This window comes from Prochlorococcus marinus CUG1433, from assembly GCA_017644425.1.
Lineage (GTDB): Bacteria > Cyanobacteriota > Cyanobacteriia > PCC-6307 > Cyanobiaceae > Prochlorococcus_A > Prochlorococcus_A marinus_U.
Map to the genome: position 1 here is coordinate 1,239,652 of JAEPLN010000001.1, position 17,804 is coordinate 1,257,455.

25 protein-coding genes are annotated in these 17,804 nt (G+C 26.6%); 8 read left to right on the forward strand and 17 right to left on the reverse strand.

Translation table 11 applies throughout. From position 1 onward, the window contains the following. Positions 1–1,251: 1,251 nt before the first annotated feature. Positions 1,252–1,824 carry a DUF1543 domain-containing protein gene (locus JJ842_07010; protein MBO6971660.1) on the forward strand — a complete coding sequence of 191 codons (573 nt, stop codon included), beginning with the start codon at positions 1,252–1,254 and terminating at the stop codon, positions 1,822–1,824. A 48-nt stretch (positions 1,825–1,872) separates the two neighbouring features. Here the strand turns inward: JJ842_07010 and JJ842_07015 are convergent, their stop codons facing one another. Then, a complete protein-coding gene (locus JJ842_07015) occupies positions 1,873–3,060 on the reverse strand; it encodes a DUF2029 domain-containing protein (protein ID MBO6971661.1) in 1,188 nt (395 codons plus the stop codon). A gap of 67 nt (positions 3,061–3,127) precedes the next feature. On the opposite strand from JJ842_07015, the gene JJ842_07020 reads away from it, so the two are divergent. From JJ842_07020 to JJ842_07030, 3 genes are all read left to right on the forward strand, one after another. Further along, entirely contained in the window at positions 3,128–4,219 is a 1,092-nt protein-coding gene (locus JJ842_07020; protein ID MBO6971662.1) for a glycosyltransferase family 2 protein, read from the forward strand. A gap of 55 nt (positions 4,220–4,274) precedes the next feature. Next, positions 4,275–5,426: an LptF/LptG family permease gene (locus JJ842_07025; protein MBO6971663.1), complete on the forward strand. Its 1,152-nt coding sequence runs from the start codon at positions 4,275–4,277 to the stop codon at positions 5,424–5,426. Between the two features lie 900 nt (positions 5,427–6,326). Then, on the forward strand, positions 6,327–6,533 hold the full coding sequence (locus tag JJ842_07030) for a high light inducible protein (GenBank protein MBO6971664.1): 207 nt from the start codon (positions 6,327–6,329) through the stop codon (positions 6,531–6,533). A gap of 532 nt (positions 6,534–7,065) precedes the next feature. On the opposite strand, the gene JJ842_07035 is transcribed toward JJ842_07030, so the two are convergent. From JJ842_07035 to JJ842_07050, 4 genes are all read right to left on the reverse strand, one after another. After that, the gene (locus JJ842_07035) at positions 7,066–7,206 is read right to left on the reverse strand and encodes a high light inducible protein (GenBank protein ID MBO6971665.1); all 141 of its coding nucleotides are present in this window, start codon (positions 7,204–7,206) and stop codon (positions 7,066–7,068) included. After that, the gene (locus tag JJ842_07040) at positions 7,206–7,313 is read right to left on the reverse strand and encodes a high light inducible protein (protein MBO6971666.1); all 108 of its coding nucleotides are present in this window, start codon (positions 7,311–7,313) and stop codon (positions 7,206–7,208) included. Before JJ842_07040 ends, JJ842_07035 begins: the two co-directional genes overlap by 1 nt. Positions 7,314–8,066: 753 nt before the next feature. After that, positions 8,067–8,228 (reverse strand): hypothetical protein, encoded by a 162-nt coding sequence (locus JJ842_07045; GenBank protein ID MBO6971667.1) that lies wholly within the window; start codon positions 8,226–8,228, stop codon positions 8,067–8,069. A gap of 111 nt (positions 8,229–8,339) precedes the next feature. Further along, positions 8,340–9,515 carry a fatty acid desaturase gene (locus JJ842_07050; GenBank protein MBO6971668.1) on the reverse strand — a complete coding sequence of 392 codons (1,176 nt, stop codon included), beginning with the start codon at positions 9,513–9,515 and terminating at the stop codon, positions 8,340–8,342. A gap of 537 nt (positions 9,516–10,052) precedes the next feature. On the opposite strand from JJ842_07050, the gene JJ842_07055 reads away from it, so the two are divergent. Continuing rightward, entirely contained in the window at positions 10,053–10,190 is a 138-nt protein-coding gene (locus tag JJ842_07055; protein MBO6971669.1) for a hypothetical protein, read from the forward strand. A 300-nt stretch (positions 10,191–10,490) separates the two neighbouring features. On the opposite strand, the gene JJ842_07060 is transcribed toward JJ842_07055, so the two are convergent. Continuing rightward, complete coding sequence (locus JJ842_07060; protein ID MBO6971670.1) at positions 10,491–10,643, reverse strand: hypothetical protein; 153 nt, start codon at positions 10,641–10,643, stop codon at positions 10,491–10,493. Beyond that, positions 10,636–10,842 carry a hypothetical protein gene (locus JJ842_07065; protein MBO6971671.1) on the reverse strand — a complete coding sequence of 69 codons (207 nt, stop codon included), beginning with the start codon at positions 10,840–10,842 and terminating at the stop codon, positions 10,636–10,638. The genes JJ842_07060 and JJ842_07065 overlap by 8 nt, the downstream gene beginning before the upstream one ends. A gap of 282 nt (positions 10,843–11,124) precedes the next feature. Between JJ842_07065 and JJ842_07070 the strand changes: the two genes are divergently transcribed. Further along, complete coding sequence (locus JJ842_07070) at positions 11,125–11,277, forward strand: hypothetical protein (protein ID MBO6971672.1); 153 nt, start codon at positions 11,125–11,127, stop codon at positions 11,275–11,277. Between the two features lie 3 nt (positions 11,278–11,280). On the opposite strand, the gene JJ842_07075 is transcribed toward JJ842_07070, so the two are convergent. The 3 genes from JJ842_07075 to JJ842_07085 form a co-directional block, all read right to left on the reverse strand. After that, positions 11,281–12,387 (reverse strand): fatty acid desaturase, encoded by a 1,107-nt coding sequence (locus JJ842_07075; protein ID MBO6971673.1) that lies wholly within the window; start codon positions 12,385–12,387, stop codon positions 11,281–11,283. Between the two features lie 79 nt (positions 12,388–12,466). Beyond that, positions 12,467–12,622: a hypothetical protein gene (locus JJ842_07080; GenBank protein MBO6971674.1), complete on the reverse strand. Its 156-nt coding sequence runs from the start codon at positions 12,620–12,622 to the stop codon at positions 12,467–12,469. 155 nt (positions 12,623–12,777) lie between these two features. Beyond that, positions 12,778–12,924 (reverse strand): hypothetical protein, encoded by a 147-nt coding sequence (locus tag JJ842_07085; GenBank protein MBO6971675.1) that lies wholly within the window; start codon positions 12,922–12,924, stop codon positions 12,778–12,780. Between the two features lie 235 nt (positions 12,925–13,159). Here JJ842_07085 and JJ842_07090 point away from each other — a divergent pair, with 235 nt between their 5' ends. Next, the gene (locus tag JJ842_07090) at positions 13,160–13,477 is read left to right on the forward strand and encodes a restriction endonuclease subunit S (GenBank protein MBO6971676.1); all 318 of its coding nucleotides are present in this window, start codon (positions 13,160–13,162) and stop codon (positions 13,475–13,477) included. 227 nt (positions 13,478–13,704) lie between these two features. Here the strand turns inward: JJ842_07090 and JJ842_07095 are convergent, their stop codons facing one another. From JJ842_07095 to JJ842_07105, 3 genes are all read right to left on the reverse strand, one after another. Continuing rightward, positions 13,705–14,040 (reverse strand): DUF805 domain-containing protein, encoded by a 336-nt coding sequence (locus JJ842_07095; GenBank protein ID MBO6971677.1) that lies wholly within the window; start codon positions 14,038–14,040, stop codon positions 13,705–13,707. A 68-nt stretch (positions 14,041–14,108) separates the two neighbouring features. After that, on the reverse strand, positions 14,109–14,273 hold the full coding sequence (locus JJ842_07100; protein ID MBO6971678.1) for a hypothetical protein: 165 nt from the start codon (positions 14,271–14,273) through the stop codon (positions 14,109–14,111). A gap of 473 nt (positions 14,274–14,746) precedes the next feature. After that, positions 14,747–14,926 (reverse strand): hypothetical protein, encoded by a 180-nt coding sequence (locus tag JJ842_07105; protein ID MBO6971679.1) that lies wholly within the window; start codon positions 14,924–14,926, stop codon positions 14,747–14,749. 230 nt (positions 14,927–15,156) lie between these two features. On the opposite strand from JJ842_07105, the gene JJ842_07110 reads away from it, so the two are divergent. Further along, positions 15,157–15,339: a hypothetical protein gene (locus JJ842_07110; GenBank protein ID MBO6971680.1), complete on the forward strand. Its 183-nt coding sequence runs from the start codon at positions 15,157–15,159 to the stop codon at positions 15,337–15,339. A gap of 66 nt (positions 15,340–15,405) precedes the next feature. Here the strand turns inward: JJ842_07110 and JJ842_07115 are convergent, their stop codons facing one another. From JJ842_07115 to JJ842_07130, 4 genes are all read right to left on the reverse strand, one after another. Beyond that, entirely contained in the window at positions 15,406–15,576 is a 171-nt protein-coding gene (locus JJ842_07115) for a hypothetical protein (GenBank protein ID MBO6971681.1), read from the reverse strand. 90 nt (positions 15,577–15,666) lie between these two features. Continuing rightward, positions 15,667–15,942: a cupin domain-containing protein gene (locus tag JJ842_07120; GenBank protein ID MBO6971682.1), complete on the reverse strand. Its 276-nt coding sequence runs from the start codon at positions 15,940–15,942 to the stop codon at positions 15,667–15,669. A 447-nt stretch (positions 15,943–16,389) separates the two neighbouring features. After that, positions 16,390–17,262, reverse strand: coding sequence for a DMT family transporter (locus JJ842_07125; GenBank protein ID MBO6971683.1), 873 nt, complete (start codon positions 17,260–17,262; stop codon positions 16,390–16,392). 145 nt (positions 17,263–17,407) lie between these two features. After that, positions 17,408–17,644, reverse strand: a complete 237-nt coding sequence (locus JJ842_07130; GenBank protein MBO6971684.1) for a hypothetical protein — start codon at positions 17,642–17,644, stop codon at positions 17,408–17,410. Positions 17,645–17,804 lie beyond the last annotated feature (160 nt).

The following is a 17,804-nucleotide window of genomic DNA, read 5'->3' on the forward strand; positions in this document are numbered from 1 at the left end:
GAAAATTATTTAGCGAAAAAGTACTAATTATTTATTTTTGAGATAAATATTAAATTTCACCCATTACCTATTGTTAATTAATAATTTTAATTTACATAATAAATAATAAACAAATAGTCGAGATACCTAAAAATAATAGGACCATTAATTAGCGCTATTATTTTGCAAATCAAAAATAGATAAATCCGTTTTTCCTTTGGATCTTTGCATCCAATAAATTTTCTAAACTTTATCTTCTACTTCAAATCTACAAATCACAATTAGTATTATTTAAAAAAATATTTGTTAGAATATCCTAAATAATTTATTCAAATGCAAACTATATTGAAATCATTTAACAAATTATTACCTGTCGGCAAAAAGGTAAGAAAATATTTGCCTTTTTTTATTGGATTTAAATTACTTACATTTACTGGATTTCTTACTTATGTAATTAATCGCTAATGGTCTTGAATTTATCGGGCGAGTGATACTATTCTGAATTTTATTTATTCATATTTATTTAAATTTTGTATTTTTTATACCTTTGAGCGCCTTGTTCCACCAAAGGAATATTGGGGTTGTTTTGAAATGATATTCCAACATTCTTTGCAACAAAAAATCCAGTTTCTGTGAATTATTGATTTAACTCTGAAATGAATTTTATCTGACTTATTACACAAATCACATTTTTTCATAATTTGGATTTTATTAAATAACTCTAGAATATAAAAGCTAATTTAAAATCACGGATAAGTTTTATTAATGCCATCATAAAGATGCACTCTTCATCATCTGAAGCAAAGTAGTGGTCATGATGAGTGCATTTTTATAATTTTTTAAACTTGATACTTTTATAATTAGAAATTTAAACTTTCGAAACTCATATAATCTAAATTCTTATTTATTTTCTATTTATCTATATCCATAGAAAATTTAAAAAGTTGCCCACGGTTAGCTAAGTAACTTTTTTATGATGATATAAATCGATTTCTTAAATGAACATTTACTTATTTTGGATATTATTCTTAGCTTTATGGGGCTTAGTTCCATTAATGATTATAAAAGGCAGGACTGATGAAAAACCAAAACTAAAGACATCGCCGGAAGTTAATCCTAAAAAGAAAGGGTGGTTTAATTAATGGTGACTTCTATGTTGCTTATTTGAAATTTTACCTTTAAAGAGAAAACGTTACCGATACTTTTTTTACTATCAAAAAAATATGTATTAACTTAGAAGGTAATTAGTAAATTTTAATATTAAAAAAGATTATGAAAGATGATAAATTTCTTTTTCTAATCTTTATTGGTGGAAGAGCCCCAAAAGCAAATATTGAATTACATGATGTAAGATGGGAAGTAGGTTCAAAAATAGAAGATACTTTTGATTCTTTAAGGAATAATTGGTTCGGATCCCCAAATGGATTACATATTGATAGTTATAAAAAGATTGAATGGGTAGACGGATATAAAATAAATCTGAGAAGAATAAAAAAAGATAGTAACAAAAAGATTAATTTCAACAATAATGTAAAAAATAAAAAAAAATTATGGTTCGTTAATCTTGGAGGATACGAAAAAGACTCTATGCAAGAAAGGCATGAATTTGGTCTTGTTGTAGCTAAAAACTCACAAGATGCAAAAAAAATAGCAAAATCTAAATGGTTATTAGGGTATAGAAAAACTCATCAAGATAATCTTTCTCTTGTGGAGAAGATTTCTGATGTAGATGATTGTGAAGTTATAAAAAATTTAGATCATTGGGAAATAGATTTAAAATTAGAAGATGAATTGAATGATCAAGATAATTCTCCAGATTGGGTTGGATATATGAAATTAGATTAAATCACTTATTTTTAAATAAAAAATTAGAATTGTATAAGCCAAGATTAATCAATCTTTAATAAGATAAAAATTATTTAAACTTTCCTTAGAGAAAAATCTCATAATAAATAATGAGATAAGAGCTGCTGAGTAGCCAGAAATATTTAGAAATGGTGGAAGTATTAATGGAAGAGCGATAATAATTTTTAATGAGGACTTTATTTTGTCATAACTAAAGATAAATAGGGGCACGTACCAAAATAAACCCATTATCCATGATATTGGATTAACTATATTAATCCAATTCATTATTGTAAAGAAGCATAAGATTGTTGAATATTTTGAGTACTTAAAGAGGCAAATGAGAGCTCCAATAGTGCCAATAATTCCGCTTAAAAATAAATTTTTAGATAGCAGGGGATTAGCAAATCCAAAAACAAAAAAGTGTGAATGAAATAAATTTCTTGCGTCGGATGTTCTTACCATCATAGAATCTTTTATGACTCCTAAATTATTTGGAAGCTCTTTCAAATCTCCAAGTGGCATTTGGTTCCATGGAATGGTTATTCTTTCAATAAATGATTGTCTCCATTCAATAGGACATAAAATTAAGTTTAAAAAGTAAAGTATTAATAATGAAATTATTAGGTATATGAAAAATTTCTTTTTTCTATTACTTTTTAAAAAGGTTATTGATAATAATAAAGGAAATACTTTTATAAAACCTAAAATTGCAATTAAGCTAGCGCTTAAAAAAATTTTGTTTTTTTTATAAAAATGTAGAGAAATCAATGCCACAGAAACTATCAAAATTTCTATTTGACCTCTAGATATAATTGATAGAGCAGGAAAACTAATTCCAACAATAATTAAGGAATAAGGATTAATATCAAAAATTCTTTTTTTTATAGTAAAGAAGGTTAAAAATGAAATACTTAAAAGAGAAATAAGATTAAAAATGTTTTTTGAAAGTTCATATGGTAAAGAAGCTAGAGGTGTGAAAATATAGGATGCTAATGGTGGATATTTCCAACCAGAAAATTTTGAAAGTTCAGAATTTATTGGTCCATAGAAATCATTACTTAGGGCGATATGATTTAAATAGGGATTTAGATTATTTAGTACAGATTTTCCTGCTAAATAAAAGGCTCTATAGTCAATAGCATATGTCTCATTACTTATGTAAAAAATAAGAAAAATTGGACTAAATGCAACAATATATTTATCCCACTCTATTTTCTTTTTTATACTATTCATCCGAGTTATATTTTTTTAGTATTGAATTAAGATACTATATAATAATTAGGTTTAATAGTCCAAAGTAATGATATCGATAGTTATACCTACATTTAATGAAGTCGAAAATATAGTACCCCTTTTGAAGAATTTAACTGCCTTAATAAATGATTTTGAACATGAAATTATAGTTGTTGATGATGATTCTCCAGATGGAACTTCCGATGAAGTCAATAAATATATGGAGCTAAATAAAAGAATTAAATTAATAACAAGAATTGGAAGGTGTGGTTTATCAAGTGCTATTAAAGAAGGTTTGATTTTCGCTAAGGGAAAATATTTGTTAGTTCTTGACGGTGATGGTCAACATCATCCATCTTTTATTTTAGAAATGTTAGAGGAAATTAATAAAAATAAATTGGATGTTGTTATTGGAAGCAGGTTTCTTAACAACTCTAAACTAGAAGGATTATCAAATAAAAGAAGTTTAGGGTCAAAAATTGCTAATAAATTGGCCAGAATATCTTTGCATAAAAATTATTCAAAATTAACGGATTATTTGAGTGGATGTTTTTGCTTAGAAAGAGAAATGACCAGGAAAATTATACGAAAAATTGAAATTAATGGATTTAAATTTTTATATGAATTACTTTCTTTAAGTAAAGGTGACCTGAATGTGAGTGAAATTCCATTAGTTTTTAAGGAGAGAAGATTTGGGAATTCAAAATTAGATATAGCCATTGTTTGGGATTTTCTGATATCAATTATTCATAACCTGACTTTTAGATTATTGCCAAGAAGGGCTATAAGTTTTGGATTAGTTGGTCTTTCTGGTGTATTTGTTCAACTTTTTATTACTTCATTTTTAGTGCATATATTTTTAATTGATTTTTATAGTGCGCTACCTTTCGCTGTGATTTTTGCAGCGACATCAAATTTTTTAATTAATAATCAGGTTACTTTTCGATCCGATAGATTAAAGAATTCAGCTTTGTTGGTTGGTCTTTTGAAATTTCTTTTGGTTGCCTCATTGCCTGTAATTGCAAATGTTGGCATAACAACAGCTTTTTATAAATATATATCTGCAGACACATTTATTGCTCAGATGGCAGGCATAGCTATTGTTTATGCTTGGAATTATTTAGCTAGTAGTTCGTTTGTATGGAGAAATTCTACTTAATTTTTTTAATATGTACTATGAATTTATGTTTATAAAATTAATAAGAAGCAACTTTATGAAATTAATTCTGAAGGTCCCCCTTATTGATCGTTGGTTAATTGGTCAGTTGCTACCACCTATGTTTTTTGCAATCGGAGCATTTACTGCAGTCAGTTTAAGTGTTGGAATAATGTTTGATTTGGTAAGAAAAATCGTTGAGTTTGGATTGCCATTCCAAATTGCATTAAAAGTTCTGATTTTAAAACTTCCCGGTTTCCTTGTTTTATCATTTCCAATGTCAATGCTTCTGGCTACTTTATTGGCTTATGGGAAACTATCCTCTAATTCGGAATTATTGGCTTTAAAAAGTTTAGGGTACACAAATAAAAGAATTATTTTGCCGGTAGTTTTGCTCTCATTATTAATGACATTTATAACTTTTAATTTTAATGATAATCTTGTCCCTATTTCTAATCGAGTAGCAGAAAATATTATGAGGTCTTCTTTGGGAAAAGCTATCGGTAGTGAAGAGGGAAAGCATATTATGTTCTCCAGATATGGTTCGCAAATTGATTCTTCTAATCAGATTTCGAAATCGAATGAAAATTTAACTCATATTTTTTATGCAAAATTTTTTCGCAATAATTTTATGGAAGAGGTAACTCTTATTGATTACTCAAGAATAGGTATTGAACAAACGCTTAAGGCAAAAAAAGGAGAATTTGATCAAAAAAGTAATCTTTGGATCTTTTATGATGGTCGATTAACTATTACTCAAGATGATGGGACAGTAAGTTTTATTAATTTTGATAAATATCAATATCCTTTAGGAGAAGGTCCGAGGGAGTTAGCGAAAGTACCCTCGGATGCGAATGATATGACATTAAAACAAGCAAAAAAGGCAGAGGCCCTATATAAAAAGTCTGGCAATGTAAAAGAAGCCAGAAGAATGAGAGTGAGAATTCAGGAAAAATTCACTCTGCCAGCAGCTTGTTTAGTATTCGGTTTAATAGGAAGTGGTTTTGGTGTTAGATCAATTTCAAGATCATCAAAAAGTCAAGGATTTGGATTAAGTGTTCTTCTTATATTTGGATATTATGTTTTATCTTTCTTTTCCAGTTCCCTTGGAGTTAAGGGAATTTTGAATCCTTTTTTAGCTGCTTGGACACCAGTTTTCCTATCTCTTACAGTAGCGTTATTAATAATTAAACGATCAAGTAAAATATAAATTCTATATTTTATTAGTAAATTTAAAAATAAGTAATTTTAGAATCCAAATTAAGAGATTATGGATTGAAATTAATTAAATTTATTGTTTAATTAGGATAAATTTAATTATTTATGGGTTCTAAAGTACTGGAAAAAAAATGTAATTGCATTCATTGCATGGAAAAACAAGAACAATTGAACCGTTCTAAATTATATTGGACAAAAATTTCATCATTAAAACTAAAGAGTTGCTTTTTGGAATAATAAATTAAGAGCATTTAAAAAAAATATTTCAATCCGCTAAAAGTGAATTATTTCTATTTTTCAATATTTATTTACTTTGCTACTGGTAGAATAAGATTTTTTTTCTCTATTTAATAGCCATAAAATCGCAATAATACTTAAAGGAATTAGGATAAAATCTAAAGACATTAAAAAATTACTATGTAGTTTCTTTTTAGCAAAAGTATATTAATTTGGCAGCCATATAATTAATTACCTAATATTTTGGTAATTAGATAATGCAATAAAATTAATTTTGGAATTAAGCTTAAGAAAAGTGTTTGATTATAAGATTATTTTGTCAGTCTCATTAATAACTTAATTTTGTGATTGGATTCAAAGAGCTTGCCCGTATCCCTACCTGCAAGCTCTCATGACGAATAAGTTAAATTCAGATTATCTAAACCTAACCGGCTAAGCACTTCCTAAATGCTATAACCTAATATTACTAAGTAAATTTACTTAGTGTGAGTATAAATGCTTATTTTATCGCCTATTATCAACATCCACATAAATTAATTCTGCTAGGACTGCTTGAATTCTTATAAGCGGCAAAAGTTATAGGGCCTGAAACCATTCTTCGAGCTTTACAAAAATTAATACTTGTGTTACATTTAGTTACACTTATTTTTTTTAAATGTCCAACTCAGGAGTTACAACAGAATCAGGTGGTAGACAAAATATGTTCCCGTCTGAAACTAGACCTTACATAGACGAATCCGTTTCTTATGATGGGTATCCTCAAAATGCTGAAAAAGTAAACGGAAGATGGGCTATGATTGGATTTATTGCACTTATTGGTGCTTACGTTACTACTGGCCAAATAATTCCAGGTATTTTCTAAATATTAACTTTCATTTTTTCTATAATTTAAGTTAAATTTGAAAAAAGGAAAAACCAAATAAACACTATTATATTAAGTCCGAATATTATCCCTAGAAATAGATAAGCAAATTTTTTGCCGATAAATGCAGTATCTGGTTCCAGCTTTACTCTCATATAAAAAAATCATAAGACTATGACTTTAACAGTGTTTTATTAATTTTTTTATGTTTGAAAGTAAAATTAAGATTATTTAATTAATTATCAATCTTGACTATATTTTTTTTGTTTTATAAATATTGCCCCTAAATTAATAATTAAATCAATTTTTAAAAAATTTCTTGTCCATAGTTAATAGTACAGTTGATTAGAAATACACTTATTTATTTTAAGGGAATAGTCTTAAACGATTATTAGTTTTTATACTATTTTTTATATAATTCTAAAAATAAAATTTGAATATTTTTCTTTACACGAAACGAAGATAATTTAAAATGCAACAAAAAAAACCGAATTTTGAATTCGGTTTTATGATAAAGCAACTAGAAATAATTTTAAATAAATCCCGGTATTATTTGCCCAGTAGTTAGATAAGCCCCGATGAGAGCAATGAAACCAACCATAGCAAATCTTCCGTTAAGTTTTTCAGCTACAATTTTTTCTTTTTCTACAATTTTAGATTCTGTAGTTTTCATTAGAACCAACCTGGAATAATCTGTCCGGTAGTTACATAAGCACCAACTGCTGCGACGAAACCCAACATTGCTGCCCAACCATTAAAACGTTCTGCTTCAGGAGTCATTTTTAAAAGAATAATTTGTAAACAAATATAACATATTTATTTATTTATGTAAAGAAAATTTCTAGAAATTCATGATTTTGTTTGGTTAGTCTTAATAGTGCAACAAATATGTATCAAAATATACTCTTACGTCGATATGGTTTCTTGATTATGATTTTGAAAATTGGAAATATGAAATCACATCAAGAAACCTTTTTTTAAGTTATAAATCCTCATATCGAGCTAATTTAAATTAATATATATTGAGGGTCAGCTAGTAGGGATACAGGTTGACCCTTATTAATGATTATTTTTTGAATTTAAGACAAGAATGAAGTTTCATAATGTGAATAATTGCTATAAATATGTTAGAAACCAAAATAAATATGTCATTTGCAATCTATTTCATGCACTTAATTTTTGCAAGGATCCCCTCTTTAGTAAGTTCAGAATTAATACTTTATATCTTGCCTGCTCTTACCGCTTCGATATTATTTTTTAGCATTAAAATAATGTTTTTTAGGTCTCCCATGTTGAGAAAAGTTAAATAAAGTAGATTTAAGAGCAATTATCTTTTTGATTGTTTATTAAAAACAAAACGTGATTGTTGGTATATTATAAATTTTGAGAATGTCATATATCGAGGTAAAAATTTGTTATTCAAGAGGATATTTTTTAATATGCCAGGAAACAATTTTTCTAAAGTTCATGAATAAGTATTTAGTAACTAATACTAAATTACTTACTTAATCAATAGAAAGTAGTATTTTTGTCCTAATTATAGAGTTTACGACTCCATTCTTTGTGCTTTTCATCTGTATCCAAAACTTTTTTCCCAAGACTCAAATGTCTTTCTAATAATTCCACTTTTGTAAGAGTTATTTTTTCTGAATAAAATTTAATAGGTTGTTTACCATGTAAATTGTCACCACTCATGATAGTTTGTTAACTTTAATGTTTTTTCTAGGATGAAAAATCGGATAAAACTAATTTTTTTATATTCTTTTCAGGTTTCCTTAAATTAGTGTGATGAAGGAATCATATTTTTTATGTTTTAAATCCTTGTTTGAAATATGAAGATTGCCATATATATCTTCCTCTAGGAATATCTGACTTAACAGCAACGCAATTGCAAGCTACATTCCAGAGGGCTTTGGGTATAGGATCAGGATTAAAAAGATATGCAGTTTTAAATGCTTTTTTAATTATGACAGTAACCTTTTTGGCGTGATAATGAGGAATGGTTGGGCATACATGATGAACGACATGACTAGAACCTATATTATGGTGAAGAAAATTTAGGACTTTACCATAAGGCCTATCAATAGATAGAAAAGCTCCTTTCATATAAGAAAATTCCGTATTTGAAAGGTGAGGTACATCTGAATCTGTATGATGAAGCCACGTATAAATCACTAGCCAACTATTAACTACCAATAAAGGACCAATGTAAATTGCAAATACTGGAAATAATCCATAATTAAAAATTAAGTAAAAAATACTAAATAAGGATAAAGTTACTCCAATATCTGATAACCAAACTTTTTTAGTCCATATTGATGGCCATAAAGCTCTAGAAAATGGTTTTATAGGCCAAAAATGATTTGAAGTTCCATATTTAATACCCCCTGTGCTACCTGTCAGTAAATAAGCAGGCCAGCCAAATATCAGATGTAAAACAAGTTGGAGAATTCCGTAATTTTTCTTACCTATGGAATTTGAAAAATGTAATTCTTTTTCTCCTCCAACCTTCTCTGTAACTCCATTTCCTTTTATGACTAATGGGACATGAGTTTCACCATTGGTTACATTATTAGTGAATCGATGATGAACGGCATGAGAACGCTGCCAAGAAAAGTAAGGAACTAGCAGTAATGAATGTAGTAAATATCCAACTATGGTTTCTAAAGTCTTATTTTTAGAGAATGCTCCATGTCCACATTCATGGGCAATTACCCAGAATCCCATTGCCGTGGTTCCTGAAAGGAATGCATAAATGATCCAAATTGGGATCATTTTTGGAGTAAATGGAATACATAACCCTATGAAAATTACTAATGCTTGAATTAAAGCTGATTGCAAAAGATACTTTAAAGAAGTTTTGGTATTGCACATTAAATATTGATCTGGTATAACATCCAGGAACTCTTTTAAGCTTGGAATATCTTTATCTGCTACTGCAAGTGCCTGGCCATTGAGACCTGAAAGTTTTATATTTCTCAAATTTTTTTTAGGTAAGGATTTAATTAAATAAAAATTAATTTATGAATTCTATTATCCATCAAAACACTCTCTTATGAAAATAATGTATATTTTGATTTTTTTTTAAAACATTTTGAAAATCTAAAATCTGTTCCTTTTATTAAATTTACTGACTTATCCATGTAAAAAGTTTTCTTCATTACCTATCTTCCTTTTTTCTGAAGCAAATTTAATTTAAAGACCACGTATATATCTTTTGGGGAGACCTGAGTTCTTGCGCGGTTTTACTAAAATGGGTAAAACAATTACTCCTACTGTAAAAAGACAGATTGGAGCTACTACCATTAATATAGATTCTAATGACATAAATAAAGTTGAATTTACTTATAAATAGCAGTTATTGTTTTTAAAGTCATGCGTATTTATATCTATTTTGGAGAATAGCTTCAAAACTTATATTGATTATTAAGCAAAAAAGAAAAAAATATTAAAAAATATAAGATTTTCCATTTTTTATCTTAAAAACTTAGATGTCTGATTTAGTAAAACGTAATTATCATGAACGAAGAAAAATGGATGTTAATGACTTATTATTGCCCTACTCATGGTGATTCTAGTTTAGTAAAACCAATTGAAATAACAAAAAAAGAAATGAATGAGACATTCTCAAAGAAAAAGGAGGCTTCAAAAAAATAACTTTTCAAAATAAACTTAATTTATATCGAGAAAACTCAAAATCTTTTTAAAAAAATCTTAAAAAGTATAATCTTAATTTAGTTTTGTTTTTTTAAAGCTAATTTAAATTGATTTTATGGCTTAAAACATAGTAAGGAGAATTCTGAAATCTTATGTGAATGCATTTGTTGAAAATGGCTTTTACATAGAAATTATTTTTTATTTTAAAAAAAACTTAGATTTTTTTGATCAATGATATTTGCCTTTTTTTATTTACATCATTACATTTATTAATTTAGAAAGTTCTAGTAAAAATAATTTTTAATTTTTATCAGAATCGCAGGTCAAATCGCATTTATTAAGATCGCCAGATGAAATCTTTTCTAAAATCCTCAACATATCAATTTCAGAAAGTTCACCATTGGAGTTCCACTTTAAAGTTGTTTTTCTTTGGGGGGAATTTTTTTTATTCATTTTGATCCTCTCCCTTTAAATGAATTTCTAAACAACGAGTTATACATTCTTGATGGCCATTAACAATACTACATTCGGTAATACATTCAAAATATGAATTAATTGAATCTGTTTCTGTATTTTGGCTAGGATAAAAAACTGAATCATTCATAGTATTTAGATCTGTTTGGGAAAGAGATATAGCACGAAATAATGGCAAAAACTTTAATTTATTAAGTGAATTAGAAAAAATAAGTATTATTTACTAAATTAAATCTTCACATGGTTTACCATTCAGAAAGATAATAAAAAGCTTTTAAATATTGAAAAACAAATAATTTTGATCTTAAGGAGAAATTTTTTGAACTATAAAATGACTTTTAATTTTCGATAAATTAATATTGATTTTTTATAAAACAAGCTTCAAAGATCAGCATAAAGACTGATTTACATTTTAATAACTTAGTTAGATGATAATTAAAGTATACTTTTGGATTTTCAAATGAAATCGTTAACAAATTGGCTTTCGAAAATGTTAGAGAGTATGGCAAATGCTTTTATGCATCCCCTAAAGAACGATTTGCCCCCTTCAATTGGGACACAAGCATACACCAACATACCTATTAAGAGAAAATTAAGAAGAAGTTTTAATTAGCAATTAACTTATTGAGATTAATTTTTCATTCTTATTATCCCAAATAATATATTTAAAGCAGTTTGGAAAATCTTTTAATTTTAAGAACTTTGATTTATTAAGCAAATGTATATTTGCTTTATGACAAGCTCTTAAGTTGTAATTCGGTATTCTCTCAGAGAGGTGATGAATACTGTGGAAGGATATGTCCGCTAAAAACCAATTAAGCCAATTAGGTATATCTAAATTGCTACTACCAAAAATCGCTCCATCGAAGATATCCCAATTTTTTGTATTTTTAGCATATGCATTTTCGTAATTATGTTGGACAAAAAAAATACATATTAAAATTGAAGCTGATAAGGTTGATACTAACGAGTAAAATGATAAGAAAAAAAATAAACCTAACCATTTGCTCATAAAAATCCACCAAATTATTACTAGGATATTATTTATTATTAATTCAAATAATTCGCTAAAGTTATCTCCATAATCAGAGAAAGGAGGTTTCACTCTTGAATAAATAGCTAAAAGTTCAGAAAAATCTCTGTTTTTTATTTTGATAAAAGTCTCTTTAAATATATCTTGAGTGAAATTAAAAATAATTATGATTAGCCCTAATCTGGGTTTTAAAACTAAGTAATAAAAACCACCTGGGAAAAGCATTATCCAACTACGACTTAATTTATAAAATATTTGTTCTCTTTTGTTTAGAGAATTATATTCTTCAATACTTAAAACATCTATAGGCCCTTTGTAAATTTCCCAATTCCCATTATTTCTATGATGAAAAGCATGATCAATAGACCATGATTTCTGGGGAATGCCATTAAATAAACCCAGCAAAAATCCAAAAAAGCGGTTTAATTTTCGTTTTGTAAAAAGAGAATTATGACCACAATCATGCATTAAGGAGAATGTTCTAGAAGAGAATAGGGTGAGAAGACAAATAATAGGTACCAATAAGAAACCTTTTATTAATAAAGGAAAAGGATTATTAATGATTTTTTCAACTATTATCCAAATAGAAATTATTGGTATAACTGTAGAAATAACCTGGTAAAGAGCTATAAAATTATTTCTTTTTAGGAATGGCCTAATTAAAAAATCACTTCTTTCTATTTTGAACATACCTATACAATTTAATAAAAGATAACAAATTATAAAAAGTATTGATTATTAACTAGATAAAAAAAATAACTATATTTCACTAAAGAATAAATTCTTTAGACATAGTTCTTAGTTGATCTAAATTTAATCTCTCCAAGTAATTCCTGAAATCACAAAGATTTTTAGTTGATTCAGAATCCTTACTTTCGTAAAGAAAGTTATTTGAGATTAATTCAATAAGATGATCTTTATCCATATCTCCTTATAGACCATAATTTCCTATTAAAAAATTAAGATCTTGAATTCGAGATTATTAATTTAATTTTGAAAAAGTATTTTTTAATAAATTTTTATGATTTTAATTTTTTATTACATAATTTATTTAAATCTTGTTCGATTCTTACTAATCTTTCATTTAACTCTTTTTGTTATTAATTTAGTATTTTTCAAGCTTTTTTGTTCAAGGGCGAATTGAAATATTTTTGGTATAAGACAAAAAGCTGCAATCGCTAATTCAATATCTAGAGCTTCAACAATTAAATTTGGAGATGATGGCAATTCATAAAATGTTATAGAATTTCCTTCTCTTAAATCTTAATTAAAGCTATCTATTACGCCTCAAATCATTAAAAAATCTAAACTTAGAAGGATTTGTTATCGAAATCAATATTTGTTTATTAAGCAAATCTAAAAATTAAGTATCTTTTTAATTAAATTTATAAGAATGAGTAATTGTACAGCTGCATAAATATGAATAACTAATAATCATTAATTAAATAAAAAATTTTTTTTTATGAAGAAAATCCTAGATAAAAACCATAATAAATATGAACCATGGTTTAAATGGTTAACAAGAGAACTTAACTCTTATGAGGCATTTGAGAATTTTGATTTAGGTAAAGATCCAGAGGATGTCGCTGAAGATTTTATCTCTACTAATTGGATTGCTATTTCGGAATTCTTCGATAATTTTGATGATGAAGATAAAGATACACTCTGTCAGTTTCTTAAATTAACTGAATGTGAATGGCATGTTTTTAGAATTCTTGAAAAACAAATAGCATTAAGAGAAAAAATAAGATTTGTAGATTTTAAAAAAAGAGAAAAATAAAGAGTTGATTTTAATTGAATTAAACTTGAACTAACTTTATATAAAGGTAAATTAACCCTTTTAAAATTTTTATAAATTATATTTTCAATAATGATGAAAACAAATAAATTAGTTCATGCCTTTTTTATTAATATTTAATAGTTATAAATAATTTTGAAAAAGCAAATTTTTTTTTGGCCAATCCAATTCATAAACAAAAAGATATTCTCTTAAAAAATTTTTAATTTTTAGATGAATTTATTTTTGCCATTACCAGACTTTCCAAATCCTAGCCATATAAACCACACAATCCAACCCAATATTGGTATTAAATTTATAAAGATCCATTTCCAATCCTTACCAAAATCTCTAATTCTTCTAATATCAATAGCTATTTGAGGAATGATACAAACCATTCCATAAGCATTAAAACCAAATGTTTTTACAAATATTGGGATAGTTAGGAAAGAAATTATAAGATTCGCTAATTGAACGAACCACCAGTCCGATCGTGATGTTGATCCTTTAAACTCTGTAGCTTTAATCCAAAACTCTTGATAGGCATTTAAAAAGTTATAAAGCATAAATTAAAAATTCAAAGAATTTAACATTATCAATTTAATCTTTAATTTATTTAAATGTTATTAAATAACTAAATAGGATCAAATAAATTCATATCATTTGAATCTTGTTTTGGTATCTCATCTTGATTTGGTAACGAACAGAATCCGTCTTTGCAAATCATCTTTTCTTTTGAAATACTTGTAGTTTCTGTATATATATTTTTATTATCGTTATTTGAAGATTCTTTCAGCATTTATAAAAATAAAATCCAATATTAAATTAATAACTCAATTTATTTTGATAAGCAACAAAATTCATATTAATTATTGGTTTACTTTTTTTGATTTGGCAAGTCTCTCCAAAAAAGCGCCATTATATAAATGAATAAAGATATAGAAAAAATATAAAGTAAAGAATTTAGATGCATTTTTATTTATTAAATTAATTAGTAGGAGAGCCTCGTCACAAAAAGGAAAAACTATGAATTTGTAGTTGTTTAATTTAGTAATACTTCAAATTCTAGTATTTATTTAAGTTTTTTACGATTTATCCTTATTTATATCTGTTAAAGCTTTTCTACCTTCTTTAAGGGTTCTTAAGACAAGCCAAGACAGAGAGGAAATTATAAGAATGGTAAGAATGGTAAGTGTAATATGAGTTGTATTAATATTGTTAATCAATTGACTGAGATTTTTTAAAAGATTTTAATTTAAAATCTAAAAAATTTCAAACGTCAGATCTAGAGTAAGCAGGTATAAGCATTCCGCCATCTTGGTCATCGTTATCATCATCAAAACCACCCCCTAGAAGTAACTCAATGATTACGAGTATAGCTATTGGATAAAGACACCATAATATCGCTGTAAAAGGAGTTACTGCTGAAGAGGCTGAGTAAAAATCTGTCATTGTTCGATATTAATCTAAAGAAACAACAATTGTGGATCATCCAGGAAGTGTTATTCAATATTTCCATAAATATTTTTTAAACTTTTCTCTGTCGCACGAATAAATCTTTATTATTTATTGATATTTTTATTCTTCAATATGAATGTGAATAATAATTTTGTTGAATCTTATGAGAAACTAACAATGACATAATGAATCGCGTTATTGTTATTTTTTATACTTAACAATAATTGTACAATTTTGATTCAAAAACTATTATTTATCTTGATTTTATAAATTCTATGTTTTCTTTCACTTTTGATCCTTTGGCTGCGATATTTGGTATATCAGGAATTGTAGGCTTCTTTTTCTTTGTTTCTGCGGCTAAGGGAACTTCCAGTATCAATACAAAACCAAAAAAGAAATTAGATTAGAACTGATTCTGTGAGAAAACTAAATTGAGATTTTAAATCTAGTATTCTTAAAAGGCTTGTTAATTATTACTTATTCCATTGTTTAGAAATAAACTCAAGAAAATCTTTTAGGTCCTCTTCAGGACAATTTGTTTGTTTCTGCAAATCAATGCAAATTTGCTTAATATTTTCAAAAGCTTTTTTTACTATTTCGTTTTTTTTAATAACCTCAAAATATTCTTGATCAGTAAAAGGCATAATATTAGTTCCCCTTTTGAAAATTATTTATTAACCATATTTTATCTGCATTGACTTAGCAGTAAAGAAAAAAAATCTTATTTCTTAAATCTAGCTACCCAATCGATAATGTTTTTTAATACTTTTGGTTATTTCCCATTCGCAGTAAAGTCCAGCAGGAAACTCAACAAGATCTCCAGCTTTAATAAAATAAATATCACCGTTTTTCGTACTAATTTTTGCTTGGCCTTCAATAATTAAGCAAATTTCTTTATCATCGTAATTCCATTGAAATTTACTTGGCTCACATTCCCAAATAGGCCAACTTTTTATTCCATATTGAATTATGGTGCTTGCACTACAAGGGGAAGTGATTATAACTTTCACGAAATAGTCCGGATTTTTTTTTATTTTACAAATAAAGGAAATTTATTTTTGCAAGAATGTGTATTTGTTTACTGTCTTTTATTTTTTTTGGTTTATCATAAAAAAAATTAAAATTTATGGACGAGCTTTCTGTATTGTCAATTTCATTATCTATAGCTTCTCTCGGGATATTTTTTATTTTTTTTGCTTCACACGATGATGATGATCAAGATGGTGGTAAGTTGATTAAATCATTCCAAAGAATTAATTAATCTCAAGTAATTAAAACATTTAATAGAGATTTATAACCTATAAATCCTACATAAATACAACTTAAAAAAATAAAATAAACCTCTATTGTTCCAAGTCTTTTTTTCTTTAAAATTTTCATTTTTCTGGGATTTTACATGATTATTTTATTTAATCTGATTTCTATTAACATGAGTATTTATTACATTAACTCTTAGATTAAATAATTATTAACGTTAAGCCAAAAAATAAAAAACAAGTAAAAAATATTATTTTTTTGGTAATTTCTCTTTCCTCATTCTTAGCGAAAAATAACGAAATTACTGGAGATGTACTTAATAACGCCCAACCTATTCCTATAGGAAGAGTTTTAAATACAATTTGTTGTAGCAATATTCCTACATTCGTTCCAAGAAGTATTGAAAGCAAAAATCTTCTTTGTTCTTTTTTTTCTATGTTTTTTAAGAAAAAATTGATTTTGAACCCTTTTAAAGTTATTAAAAAAATTATTGCACCTAATAATCTTATCTCAGTTGTAATGAACGGTGATAAATTGCTTTGTAGAAAAACCATCCTTGAAAAAAGACCTCCAAGAACAGCACATAAAACTGATAAAAAAGGAAAAGCAAAAATCTTAAAATTAATTTTTTCTGAGAAAGGTAAGTTTTCATCTTTAAAATCATTCCCTTTTTTGAGAATTATGAATAGCGAAATCGATACTATGATTACCCCTATCCACGATTTAATCGTTAAATCTTCATTAATAAATATTTCCCCCGAAAAAGCAGCCATCAACGGAGAAAGAGTTTCTACAGATAAAGTTTTTCTTGTGCCGATTGTTTGTAATGACTTTAGGTAAAAAGTATCACCTAAACCAATACCTATTATTCCACTAACTAATAGGATAAATATGTTTTTTAATTCAGTTGAAGAACTAATATTGATAAAGGCAGGTGTAAAAATTAAAAAAGCTATTATATTTTTTATTAAATTAATATCTATTGTTTTATATTTCTGAGTTTGCGAGCGCCAAATAAAGCACGCATAAGTCCAAGATGCAGCAGCTCCAAAAGCAGATAGGATTCCAATCAAAACAAGTAATTTTTAGAAATTTTATTTTATAAATTGAGTAAATGTTAAAAAGAATACATAAATAAGAATCAAAATCCCTGGTAGGTACTGAATTAGTGATTTGAAATTATTTTTTTTCATATTTATTTTAAATAATTTGTTAATTTTAAACAGTTTTTTTATTACTAGGGTATAAACTTTCTAACTTCTTTCTTCTTTGAACTTTCGCATTAATTCTTTCTTCTTTTTCCTTTTTCTTGATCTCATCGTTTATTTTATTTTGTCTATATCCAAACCAAAGTAGAACCCAAATAACAGAAGTTATTAAAAGAAGAGCAGTGTATTGACCAGTCATAGGAAAACTGGCTTCAGAATATTTGACGTAAGAAAATACTAAACTCATTTAATTAAGTTAAAGCATAAAAATAGTGACTGCGTTGATTTTTTTAGAAATTTAAAAATTAGTGAATTGAAGCTATTTATTATGTAGTTTTAAAGTTTTTTATTTTTTTTTTTTGGTTTTTGGGAGTAATTTTTATTTGTAACTCCTTGCTATTATCAAA